Source organism: Actinosynnema sp. NPDC059335 (assembly GCF_042752395.1).
GTDB lineage: Bacteria > Actinomycetota > Actinomycetes > Mycobacteriales > Pseudonocardiaceae > Actinosynnema.
Genome location: NZ_JBHYXZ010000021.1, coordinates 25,527 through 37,990 on the forward strand (window position 1 = coordinate 25,527; position 12,464 = coordinate 37,990).

The 12,464-nt window shown below is 69.2% G+C and carries 7 protein-coding genes; 2 read left to right on the top strand and 5 right to left on the bottom strand.

All coding sequences use genetic code 11. The features are described 5' to 3' along the window. Positions 1–760: 760 nt before the first annotated feature. From ACFXGA_RS09610 to ACFXGA_RS09630, 5 genes are all read right to left on the bottom strand, one after another. Positions 761–910, bottom strand: a complete 150-nt coding sequence (locus ACFXGA_RS09610) for a hypothetical protein (protein ID WP_378086008.1) — start codon at positions 908–910, stop codon at positions 761–763. A gap of 2 nt (positions 911–912) precedes the next feature. Further along, positions 913–1,188 (bottom strand): hypothetical protein, encoded by a 276-nt coding sequence (locus ACFXGA_RS09615; protein WP_378086010.1) that lies wholly within the window; start codon positions 1,186–1,188, stop codon positions 913–915. Positions 1,189–1,337: 149 nt separating this feature from the next. Further along, a complete protein-coding gene (locus ACFXGA_RS09620; RefSeq protein WP_378086013.1) occupies positions 1,338–4,166 on the bottom strand; it encodes a DEAD/DEAH box helicase in 2,829 nt (942 codons plus the stop codon). Further along, positions 4,141–5,463: an ATP-binding protein gene (locus tag ACFXGA_RS09625; protein WP_378086015.1), complete on the bottom strand. Its 1,323-nt coding sequence runs from the start codon at positions 5,461–5,463 to the stop codon at positions 4,141–4,143. The genes ACFXGA_RS09620 and ACFXGA_RS09625 overlap by 26 nt, the downstream gene beginning before the upstream one ends. Beyond that, the gene (locus ACFXGA_RS09630) at positions 5,460–7,757 is read right to left on the bottom strand and encodes a TerB N-terminal domain-containing protein (protein WP_378086017.1); all 2,298 of its coding nucleotides are present in this window, start codon (positions 7,755–7,757) and stop codon (positions 5,460–5,462) included. Before ACFXGA_RS09630 ends, ACFXGA_RS09625 begins: the two co-directional genes overlap by 4 nt. 261 nt (positions 7,758–8,018) lie before the next feature. Here ACFXGA_RS09630 and ACFXGA_RS09635 point away from each other — a divergent pair, with 261 nt between their 5' ends. Both ACFXGA_RS09635 and ACFXGA_RS09640 read left to right on the top strand, forming a co-directional pair. Beyond that, a complete protein-coding gene (locus ACFXGA_RS09635) occupies positions 8,019–9,263 on the top strand; it encodes an exonuclease SbcCD subunit D (RefSeq protein ID WP_378086019.1) in 1,245 nt (414 codons plus the stop codon). After that, positions 9,260–12,464, top strand: a 3,205-nt coding sequence (locus ACFXGA_RS09640; RefSeq protein ID WP_378086021.1) for an AAA family ATPase, incomplete at its 3' end; no start/stop codon positions are given. The genes ACFXGA_RS09635 and ACFXGA_RS09640, both read left to right, overlap by 4 nt.

Here is a 12,464-nt window from a genome sequence, read left to right on the forward strand (position 1 = left end):
ACACACAAAAAAACCCCGCGGGCCGCCTTGTTTTTTTAACACCCCCCCCCCCCCCCACCCCCGCCCCCACCCCCCCCCGCGGGGGCCACCCCCCCCCCCCGGGTCTCTGGCGTTTGACCGTCATCTGACCGTGAACCTCGCCTCGACTGCCCGACGCTGCGACAGGCCTGCACGCGGTCGACCTGCACCGGACCAGGGCGAGTTCCGGTTCCTTGCCAGACCCGAGTTCTGATCATCCGACCGTCAGCCGACCGTGGGATCCGCCACGCTGGCATGACGGTGGCGAACGCGCTCAAACGCCACCAGGGCCGCCTCGTCAGACTCGGCAAGAGTGTGCAGGTACCTCTCGGTAGCCCGCAGGCTGGCGTGGCCGAGGCGCTCACGGACGGTCTGGAATGTCGGCACCGCCGGCGAGCAGCCACGAGGCATGCGCGTGGCGCAGGTCGTACATCCGCACCCGACGCGTGATCCCGGCTGCGGCCAGGGCTGGTTTCCAGATGGTCCTGAGATACCACCTGCGAGGTAGGTGCCCATCGGTGTCGACTCGCCGTCCGCACCGAGGCCGATCCTTGCCCTGTGCGCGTCGCCGGGCCCGGTGGCCGGCGTAGGCGGCGCGGCACGTTTCACATCGGCATCCGCGGGCAGAGTAGCGCGACAGCGTGCCGTGGTCGCCCGAAGTCAACCTGTCGTCGAATGGGTTCGTGTCGATGACCGCCGCGTGCTGAGGGAATGGGAACAGCAGGTCGCCGGGTTCGAGGCCTCATCGCTCAACGTAGGCCGCCACCCGGTCGACCAGTTGTCGACGCAGCCGCAGCCGCCGGAAGTCCCGGTCCTTCGGGTACTCCTTCACCAGGAACCGACCGCCGGTCGGATGGAACCGCGGCTCGACCTCCTCCACCGTCCTGGCCACCGTCAACAGACACGCCGCCACATCGAGGTCACACACGCGCAGCTCCACCGAACACCCGACTCGATCGCCACCTCCACCAGCAACCGCCACCGCAGGCCGGGTAGCACATCGAGCAGCGACTCGAACTCCACAGGCTCCAGCACCCGCAATGGGACCGGTGCCACCACCGGACCGCGGAGCCCGACGCACGGGTGCTGCAGCACCACCTGGTCTCGCAACGCCGTGGTGAAAATCGAACCGAGCACGGTGCGACACCACTGCACCACCTGCGCCGACACGTCCTCATCGCACAAGCGGTGCACGAAGTCCCGCACACGACCCGACACACCCACACGTCGCCTCGAATACCCCACAAACACCACCTCCGGACATGCTCGATCAGCTGAAACAGCAGCTCATCGAGCATGTCCGGTTCAACGGCTCCCAGCTACAAGGTGCTGCGCTCAGACCCGCTAACGAGATTCCGCACATCGTGAGGCGTGTGGGTCAGGTAGTGACGCAGCAGATTGGCGGTGGCATTGGCGTCAGCGAGGGCTCGGTGAGCCGTGCCATCAGTGGTGGGTATGCCGATCGCGGTGAGGCAGTCGTGCAGTTTGCGACGACCTGCCTGGTGGACGTGCAGGTCGAGCTTCATCGTGCACAGCGTCGCGCTCAACGCGAGCCGGACGTGGGTGCGGGCGAACTCCGCGTTCAGGAAGTTCAAGTCGAACGAGGCGTTGTGGGCTACGACGACGGCGTCCGCCAAGTGAGCGGCGAGGGTGGGGGCGATGTCGGCGAACGTGGGAGCGCCCACCACCTCGTCCTCGGTGATGCCGTGGATCTCGGAGGCGGCAAGTGGGCGTTGTGGGTTGACCAGTGCGCTCCACTCCCCCAGGACGGTGCCGTCGGGGGCGACGCGGATGACCGCTACCTCGATGACCCGGTCCTTGCCCCAGGCGGCGAAGCCGGTCGTTTCGACGTCCACGACCGCGTAGGCCGTCGGGGTGGAGACGAGAGGTGCCGGGACGGAGGAGGTCCCGGTGATGACGTCGACTTCGTACTCGGGCAGTCCATCGACCAGGGCGGTCAGTGCGGAACGTGCCCCTGCCAGGTCGAGGTACCCGGCGGCGTAACCGCGGGTGCGCAGTGGCTTGCCGAGGTGGACGTCGTGCTTCTCTACCGTCGTGTCGGGCAGGGCGGCGGCGATGTCCTCGGCGGTGATGTCGTCTTCCAGGAGTAGTTGCTGGAGGACCGCGCGCAGCTGGGCCGGTGTGCACTGGGGCACGGTGAAGGCGACGCCGTCCCGGACGGCCGGCACGCCCGCCCTGGTCAGCCACGCCGTCAGGGTGTTGAGGATGCGATCGCCGCGCCACGGGAAGACGATGGTGTCATTGCCCGTGGCCAGCGCGGGGTTTCGGGCGAGGTCGAAGCGGCGGTAGGCCGCGCGTCCTTCGTCGAGGAGGCGTTGCGCGGTGGCGTCGAGATAGCCGGGGACATGGTCGGACTCGTACCACATGCGCATTCGGCGGCGGACTTCGTCGTGAATCTCGGCTCGACCGCCGCCGAACTTGGGCGCCCGTCCACCGTGCGAGGGCTCCACCTGGATCAGGGCCGCCCGGTCGTCCACGGAGACGATCTTCCAACGCCTGCCGGCGAAGATGACGAGCGAACCGACTTCGGTGGGTGTGGTCATGTGCAGCACGCCGAGAGTGCGGGAGCCGTGCACCAGCCGGTACTCCTGCTTCTCCGCGAAGACCGCGTAGAACGAGTAGTGGTTGACGATCCGCTCCCCCACCCTGCCGAGCAGCAACAGGCCATCAGCCTCCTGCTGGACGAGTTCGGCTTGGCCGAGGTCACGCAGCAAGGTGGCGAAGGTCGTCTTGTCGATGTGCGCGAACGGTCCGGAGAGGCACAGCGCTTGGAACAACTCGACCGGGCGGACGCCTTGGTGTTGGGCGATCACCGACATGAGCTGCTGGATGAGCGTCGACAGGTGCAGCGAGGACGTATCCGCGGGCTCGTACCAGCGCTCGGACAGCAGACTCATCATCGCCACGGCCTGGAACAGCTCGGCGCGCAGCTCGTCCTGGGGTGCGATGTCGGCGTTGATCTCCTGGGCGGTCACGTACATGCGCAGCACCGCGGGCTCACCGCGGCGTCCGGACCGGCCGATGCGCTGACGCAGGCTCGCCACCGAGGGCGGAGCCCCGACCTGGGCGACGGAGGTGAGCGTGCCGATGTCGATGCCCATCTCCAGCGTCGAGGTGCACAGCACGGTGACCGGCCGATTGCTCTTGAGCAGGCCTTCGACGTGCTCGCGCACGTCTTTGGCGAGGCTGCCGTGGTGCGGGAAGAACTCGTTGGGCACGGCGTGTTCCTCGCTGCGGCGGCGCAAGCGGTCGGCGTACAGCTCGACGTCTCCTCGGCGGTCGAAGAAGACGAGGTTGTTGCCGCCTCGCAGGTTGGTGAACACGTGCTCGCTGATTCGCTCGACGGACGTCCCCTCGTCGGATTCCTCGTCGTCGGTGATCGGCGCCTCGTTGACGTACCCGCGAATGATGGCGCTGATGTCGGCACTTTGATGCGAGGCCGTCACGAGGTGGACGTCGTCGCCGTTGCCTGGGCGCAAGTAGCCACGCGCTGACTCCATATCGCCCAGGGTTGCCGACAACCCGATGCGGGGAACGCGACGCCGGGTCGCCAACTCGACGCGGTGCAGCAGCGACTGGAGCTGGGCACCGCGCTCTGTTCCCATGAACGAGTGCATCTCGTCGATCACGACCCAGCGCAGGGCGCGCAGCAACCACCCGATCTCCATGCCCCGCAGGACGAACATGGCCTCCAGCGACTCCGGCGTGATCAGCAAAATGCCGTCGGGTTTGTTGAGCACCTTGGCCTTGGCCGAACCGGGCACGTCACCGTGCCAGCGGTGCACCGGGAGGTCCAGTTCTTCGCACAGCTCGTCGAGGCGGCGGTGCTGGTCGTTGATCAGCGCCTTGAGCGGTGACACGTAGAGCACCCGGATCCCGCCGTCGTCCACCTCGTCGAGCAGGGCGGAGCAGATCGGCAGGAACGCCGCCTCCGTCTTGCCCGACGCGGTGGCCGCCGAGACGATCAGGTCCTCGGTCCCCTTGAGCACCAAGGGGATCGCCTGTTCCTGCGCGTCGTTGAGCTTCTGCCATCCCTGCCGGTGGATCCAGCGCTGGACCTTCTGGTGGAGGCGGAAGAACTGGGAGGATCCCGGTGGGGCGTCAGAGGCGGAAGGTGGCCAGCTCATCGTCCACCCTCGACTCGTCCTGCGTGGCCGGTTCCAGTGGTTCGAGGTCGGGGTTCAGCTCCGCCTGGAACCGCACCGCGCCGACGAGCGGCTCCCACGGTTGGCCGGGGTTGTGCTCGAGCACCGAGAGCAGGTTGAGGAACTCCCGGATCGTGGTGCGTGGGGTACGGAAGTAGGCGTCGCCGATGTTCTGCGAGCAGTGGTGCATGAACGCGTGCAGTGCTTCGTCGGGTACGAGGTACTGCTGCGGGTCGCCCGAGGCGTGCACGTGGCGCAGCTTGGTGAGCAGGATGTAGAAGTCTTCCTGCGTGAGGTTGGTCAGCCGCAGCACCGGGCCGGAGTGGTCCACCAGGCCGTTGGTGGCGAAGGCGTTCTCCGACAGGCGGGACTGGAGTGCCTCGTAGGAGTACAGGCCGCGGCGGGTGTCCATGAGGAACTCGGGCGTGCCGCCGAACAGGAATCCCACGTGGGTGCTGATGCCCTGGAGGCTGTCGTTGACGATGCGCAGGATCTGCTCGTAGTTGGCGGAACGGGCCTGTGAGGACGTGAGCTTGTAGAGGTTGACCATCTCGTCCAGGCACACCAGCAGGCCGCTGTAGCCGGCCATGCGCACGAAGCGGGACAGGAGCTTGAGCTGGTCGTAAAAGCTCGCGTCGTCCACGATCGTGCGCACGCCGAGTGCGGCACGGGCCTCGGTCTTGGTGGTGAACTCGCCGCGCAGCCACCGGACCGCGTCGATCTTGAGCTGTTCGTTGCCGGTGTCGTGGCCACGCCAGTAGGCCTCGATGACGGTGCCGAAGTCGTAGCCGCCGACCAGCTCGGACAGCTCGGCCATGCGCTGCCGGATCACGTTCTCCGGTGACGTGCCCTGCTCACGGGCGGTGGTGAGCGCCTGGGAGACGAACCGTTCGACGATGCCCGCCAGCGCACCGCCGTCCGGCTTGGCCGAGGTCGAGGTGTTGCGGGCCAATTCGGCGTAGAGGCTGCGGGCCTGGCCGCCGGTGGCGTGCAGGCGGCGGTCCGGCGCGAGGTCGGCGTGCATCGTGACCAGGCGCTTCTTCAGCGCGGCGGCACGGATGAGGTTCAGGAAGAACGTCTTGCCCGAACCGTACTCACCGATGACGAAGCGGGCCGTGGAGCCGCCGTCGGCGACGCTGTCGAGGTCCCGCAGCAGCGACTCGACCTCGCGCGCACGCCCGACCTGCACGTGCTGCTGGCCGGAGCGGGGCACGACGCCGGCCCGCAGCGACTGGATGATCGCGTCTCGATCGCGGGGTCGGATGCGCGTGTCGTTCATGCGAGCAGTTCTCCCATTGCGTAGTCGTTGATCACGAGCCGGTCGCCGTCGTCCTCGACGACCGGTTCGTCGGCGGCCTCGACCGCCGCTTCATTGAGCACGTCGAGCGCACCCTCGGGCAGCAGGCCCGCATCGGAGCAGAGGGCGTCGAAGTCGGCACGGCTCCAGGACGGTCTTGTGGCCAGTTCGCGCAGCAGGGTCGAGTGGGCGGCGTCGAGGGACCCGACGAGGTCCACCGCGACGACCGGTGCGGGCGGCGGTGGTGGCACTGCTTCCGGCTCGTCGTCGAAGACGTCGGCGAGCAACGCGGCCACAGCAGCGCTTTCCCGCATCTTGGCTTCCACCAGGGCGGGGTCGAGACGCACCCCGCCCACCGGTGGCTCGGGCTTCGGTGGTGGCGGGATCAGGTATCCGGTCGGGCCGGTGTCCGCGGGCAGGACGACCACGGGTTCGGTGGCCGGTGCGGGGCGGGTGGACGCGGCGGTGAGGGCGTGCAGTTCGGTGTACACCGAGTCCGGCTCCTGCCCCAACAGCTTGTAGATCTTGCGCAGCGTGTCGACCTCACCGGGCGAGACCACGCCGTCCACAGCCGCGATCGCGGTGGCGAACTCGGCGACGTGAGCGCGCTGCGCGTCGGTCAGGCCACCCAGGCGCTTGGTGAGCCCGGTCAGCTTCAGCTTCGAGGCCAGCAGCCAGTCCAGGTGGGCGGTCAGCCTGATTCGCTCCCCCGGAGTCAAGTGCAGGCTCGACTCCAAGTGGGAGACCAGGTGGTCCCGTTCGGCGCTGGACACGTCGTCATCGGCTGCGGAGACCACGGCGGCGAGGTGCAGCAGCGTCGTGGCGGCGGTGTACTCGGACGTCGCGGTCGCGGACTGCGCGGCGGTGACGCGGAACAGCACGGCCGGTCCCGCGCTCTGCACCGGACCGCCCAAGCGCACGTCGGGCTCGATGCCTACGCCGAACTTGTCCAGCAGTTGGGCCAGTCCGACCGCGTCGGCCTTGGCGAACTTCCCCGACGCCTTCGCGGGCCAGCGAGCGACCAGGTCCGACATCTCGAACCCGGCTCGTGGCACGTCGGCGGGCAGCGTCCGCTCGACCAGTTCGCGCACCGGGCGCAGACCCGCCAGGTCACCGGTGAACAGCTCGGCCGGCAGCAGTGCCAACGCGGGCAGCGTGCCCGCGGCTTCCGGTTGTCGGCCGATCAGGCGGCTGTAGGCGTCCAGGTCGTTCGTGCAGGACTCGACCAGGTCCTTGAGCACTTTCGTCGGCGCGGCGGCGGTGAGCACGTCGGGCACGTCGGAGTGCCACGTCGTCGAGGTCAGACCACCGCTGGCGGGGCGGTAGGAGAGTTCCACCCGGCTCTTCAGCGGACGGACCCGGAGGCCATCTGCGTAGCGGGCCTGGTAGCGGGCGGTGAACAGCGCGCGGAACTCGTCGGGGCACCGCGTCGCGGGCGTTCTCGGGTAGATCTCGGGGTGCAGCATGGTCCAGGACCACGCCCACTCCACGGGAACGGGACGCCCTTCGGCGGCGAAGCGGCCGATGCCGAAGCGCAGGGTGAGCGGCGGGGGCCACTTGTCGTGTTCGGCCGGGTTCGGCGGAGGGCCTTCTCCCTTGGTGATGAGCGCGCGGAGAACCTCTCGGAAGGCGGTCGCGTACTGGCGGAACGACGGGTTGCCGCCGTACACGGTCAGGAGGCGGACGACCTCGCCCAGGATGCGCGGCAGGTCGGCCCGCGCGGCCGGGTCCCGCTGCGCGTCGACCAGCGCCCGCCGTTCCAGGCCGTAGAAGTACAGGAACACGTAGCCGATGTAGGCGTCCGGCGCCCACCTGCCGCCTTCGAGCCACAACAGGTACGCGGCTCGGCTGCGAGGTGTGATCGAGTGGTAGGCGGGCCAGTAGTCCATGTCCCGACCGGTGAAGTCGGGCCTGCGCCAGTCGATCGGCAGGGTCGGGTCGATCACCTCGACGTTCCGGTCAGGCACCGCGTCACCCCGGGACAGCTTGCCGATGTAGAGCATCCCACCGGGCAACGACCGGCCCGCCACCGACGACGTGGCGCCGGACGGTACCCAAGTCGGGGCGGACGCCGAGGGCTGACGTCGCGGCTGCGGCCGGGTCGGCGGTGGTGGTCCGGGCAGCGGCGGACGCGGGACGGGTGCCACCGGCGGCACGGGCGCTGGGATCGACGGCACGGGACGTGGTGGCGCCATGACGGCGGGCTTGCTCTCGAACAGCTGCCGCAGCCGGTCCAACAGCCCCACTGTGCCCCCCAACTCGCGCCGTGTCCGCACGAAAGATCCTTCTGAACGGTGACAGCGGCTACGTCGCGTCAGATCGACCCAGCGTTAGCGACCAAACGGGTGAACTACGTTGGTGACACCTTCACCTTGTCGCAGCAACGAGCCACTACGCGAGAGTTGCTCACTCGATCGTGTTATTGGTCGATGTAGCACTGCCGTGAAAGGCCGCGATGTGCGAGCCATGATCCCTCTGCATGATCACCACCCGGCGCCGCGCCCCGTGATCCCCACGATCCTCCGGAGCGTGCGACGGTGACCGGAGTGCGGATCGTGCACGCGGCGGACATCCACCTCGACAGCCCGCTGCGGGGGTTGAACGGGTTCGTCAAGGAGGACGTCGCCCACCAATTGCGCCACGCCTCGCGGCAGGCGTTGAAGAACCTGGCGCGGTTGACCGTCGACGAGAAAGCGGCCGCGCTCGTGCTGGCCGGCGACATCTACGACGGCGACTGGCCCGACTACGCCACGGGCCGGTTCTTCGCCGAGCAGATGGACTTCCTGAACGAACACGGCGTACGGGTGTTCATGGCCGCCGGCAACCACGACGCGGCCAGCGTGGTCACCAAGGCCGTGCGGCTGCCCGACAACGTGACCGTGCTGGATGTGGACAAGGCCGAGACCGTGATCGACGAAGACCTCGGCCTGGCCGTGCACGGTCAGGGGTTCGCCACGCGTGCCGTCACGAAGAACCTGGCGCTGGCCTATCCCGACCGCGTCCACGGCTTGGTGAACGTCGGAATCCTGCACACCGCGGTATCCGGCGCGGAGGGCCACGACACTTACGCACCGTGCACCCCGTCTGACCTGCTCAAGCCCAGGTACGAGTACTTCGCGCTCGGCCACGTCCATCAACGGCGAGTGGTGAACGACGGCCCGTGGGTCGCGGCGTTCTCCGGCAACCTGCAGGGCAGGCACGCCAACGAGACCGGCCCGAAGGGCGCTCTGGTGGTCGACTTGGACCGGGACGAGCCCGCCGTCCCGAGGTTCGTCGCACTCGACGTGGCCCGGTGGGAGCGGATCGAGGTCGACGCGTCCGGTCACGGGACGTTCGACGAGGTGCTCGACGCGGTGGAGACGAGCTTGGCCGACGCCCGCGTCGCCGCCCAGGGTCGTCCGCTGGTCGCCAGGGTGACGGTGATCGGGACGAGCCGTGCGGCGGGTGCGTTGAGCGACCGTGAGCGGTTGGTCGAGGAGGTGCGGGCGTCCGGTGTCCGCTCGGGCGTCACCGTGGAGAAAGCCGCCTCCCACGCGCGCATGCCGCAGACCGGCGACCACGTGGACGACCGGCTGATCGAAGCGGTGCTCCGCAGGGCTGAGGACCTGGGTCACGGCAGCCCTTTGGTCGACCGGCTGACCGCACCCCTCAAGCGCGATTTCGGCCGGGTGCTGCGCAAGGACAGCCCGCTGGACCTCAACGACCCCGCGGTGCTGGAGCGGATCACCGCGGCGGCGTTGCACGGCCTGGTCGCCAAGCTGACCACAGGGGAGGACCGATGAGGGTTCGGCGGCTCACACTGGAAAGCTACGGCGCTTTCCACAATCGGACGATCGAACTCGGCACCGGTCTGAGCGTGGTGCTCGGCCCGAACGAGACCGGCAAGACCACCGCGCTCGACGCGCTGGCCGACCTGCTGTGGTCGATACCGCAGTCCTCGAAGCGTGCCTTTCACTACCGCCGCCAAGAGCTGGCCATCAGCGCGGTGCTCGTCCTGCCCGACGGCACCGAGATCCCCGTCGAGCGACGTGCGAGCGGGATGATCGACACCGCCACCGGCGCGGAGGTTCCCGTGCTGTGGCAGGGGGACGGGGATGACCGCGGCCGGTGGCGGACTTCGTTCGGCCTGTCGCACGAGGAGCTGCGCAAGGGCGGTGAGCACCTGTTCAAGGGTGAGGGCGACCTCGCGTCCCTGATCTTCCGAGCCCGGAGCGGGCAGTCCGTGCACCACCTGCTGGACTCGCTGTCGGCGCGTGCCGACTCGCTCTACAAGGAGCATCGAGGAAACAAGGGTGTGCGGGCACGTCGTGCGATCGCCGAGTACGAGCAGGCGGTGCACGACGTCGAGGAGGCCACCGCGCTCGCCGCCGACGTCACTGCCATCCGCGGAGTGCTGCGCCAAGTCGGCGAGGACGTCGAGCGAGCCCGACGGGCCAAGGACGCCGCCTTCACCGAAATGGCCGGCCAACAGGCGCGCCTGCGGGTGATCGACAGAATTCGGCTGCTGGCCCAGGCCGAAGCCAGGATCTCGGCCCTGCGATCGGCAGGGCCTTGTCTGGATGCCGACGACCTCGCACTCCACGGTGAGACCGCGGAACGGCTCCGCCGTGCCGAAGACGAGATAGTCGACGTCGAGGGCGAAATCGCCGCGACGTCCGCGCAGCTGGCGGACACCGCTTCCGAGGACTCCATCCTCGAAGACCGCAGCCTGGTCGAGCGTCTGCAGCGGGAATCCACGGCCAGACTTGACGACGCGGAGCAGGCCCGGGCATGCCGGGCTGACGCCGATGAGAGCGACGCGAGCACCCGAGCGCTGCTGGTCGAACTGACCGGCAAGGTCGACCAGCCGGTGGACGTGCTGCTGAACACGCTGTGGGTCGGCGAGGATCGCGTCGCCGAATTGGACGCCGCAGCGGAGGCGCTCGTCCAAGCGGACGCCGTCGTGATCGAGCGACAACGCCAGGTAGAAGCCGCAGGCGACCGCGAACCGGCCACATCCGACGCGGAGGCACCGGACGCGCAGGTCGTCGCGTCACTGCGCGAGGCGGTGAGTGCCATCGAGGCCGAGGACTCGGTGGTCACCGCTTTCCGGCGTGCTGTTGAAGCCGTGGCGGATGCGCGGCACGAGCACGCTCGTCTGCTCACGACGGTGGGCCTGCCCGCACACACGCGTCTGGGGACACTGCCGTACCGCGAGTCGGTGATGGGCGCGCGCGACGACATCACGGCTAGTGACGATGCCATCCGCACGGCTCGTCGAGAACTGGACGACCTCGACAGGCGGTCCACCGACATCCAGAGGCAATTGTCGGACGACGAACTGCACCACGTCCCAGACCCGGCAGAGGTGACGGTTGCCCGTGCGGCTCGCGACGACCTGATCACCGAGGTCGTGCGCGCTTGGCTCGCGGGTGAACCGCCCGCACGAGCGCCCGGTCTGCCGGTGGAGGTCGAACGCGCCGTCCGCGAGGCCGATCGCGTCGGCGACCTGCTCGCGGAGCACGCCGAAGTGGCGGCGAGACGCGGAGTGCTGACCGCCGAACTGGCGAAGACCCGTGCCGAAGCGATCGTCGCCGGATCGAAGGTCGCGGAGGCGGAACGTGCGTGCACGGCAGCCCGCCAGGCGTGGGAGGCCATCTGGGCACCGGTTGGCGTTCCGCATCCGCCCGTCACCGATGCGCTCGTGTTCCACGAGTCGCTGGCCGATGCGCTCGTGGCCGAAGGACGGGCGGTCACCGCGAGCCGCACCGCCGAGGACCTGCGTCCCGCGGTCGAGGAGAGGCGCCACTACCTGGCGGACGTAGTCGCCCGGGCGGGACGACCTCGGCCCGAGGCGGACATGGACAGCCTGCTCGAAGCGGCGAGACACCTGCTGGACGAGGACGACGACGCACGCGAAGCCCGTGCGGTCGCGCGGAACGTACGGGCCATCCGGCAGGAGGCGGAGCGGGAGCTCGAACGGGCACGCACGCGGCGGAACGAATCCGCGGACCGGTGGCGGACGACCCTGGCCACCGGCCACCTCCCGGACCTGAGCCCAACCGGGTGGTACCGGCGGCGCGACATCGTCACGCGGGCCCGCACGTCGCACGTCACCGCGACCGGCCTGCGGGAACGGGCACGGCAGCTGGCCGAACGGCACCGCGGGTTCGTGGACGAACTGGCGGCGCTCACCGCACGCCTGGGCGTCGAGGGTGACCACGTCACCGACGTGCTCGACACCCTCTCGGCCCGGGTCCAGGCGGCGATGCAGGCCAAGGGCACCGCGGACAACCTCGTTCGCAGGCTCGACTCGCTGCGCCGGAAGCTCGAAGAGCACATCGAGCAACGGCGCCTGGCCATCGCCGTTCTGGACGACTTGCGTCAGCGGACCGACGCTGTGGACCTCGACGCCGCGGCTGAACGAGGCGAGGAACTGGCCGGCCTGTTGACCGACGTCGACCAGCACAGCGAAGTGGTGCGCACCGCAGTGCCACGAACCGACCCACGGCAATTGGTCGCCGAGTTGAGCGATGTCGACGAGGAACAACTGCGGATCGACGCCGACACGGCCGGCCGGCGGTACGAGGACGCCGATAAGGCGCACGAAGAAGCACTCCGCCGTTACGGCGAGCTCTCTCAACGGCACCAGGCTCTGATCACCCGGCCCGGCGCCGCCGAACTGCACGCCAAAGCGCACGAACGACTGGCAGTGCTGGCCGACGAGGTCGAGGAGTACCTCGTGGCCGAGATCCAGCGCACTGTCCTGCGCGACGAGTTGGAGGGCTACGAGCGGGAGCACTCGTCACCGCTGCTGGAGACCGCCGGGCGCATCCTCGAAGAGCTGACCGGAGGGCGTTACGTCGCCCTGCGCACGCACAGCGACGCCAACGGGCGGTCGTTGCGCATCGTGGGCGCCGCCGAGCGACCCCGCCCCCCCCCGCGCCCCGGGTGCGGGCGGCCCGGCCCCGCGCGGGCGCACCCCCCACACCCCCCCGCCCCCA

Coding starts and splice junctions, on each gene's coding strand:
- ACFXGA_RS09620 (WP_378086013.1), bottom strand. CDS start 4,166: ATGAGCTGGCCACCTTCCGCCTCTGACGCCCCACCGGGATCCTCCCAG.
- ACFXGA_RS09625 (WP_378086015.1), bottom strand. CDS start 5,463: ATGAACGACACGCGCATCCGACCCCGCGATCGAGACGCGATCATCCAG.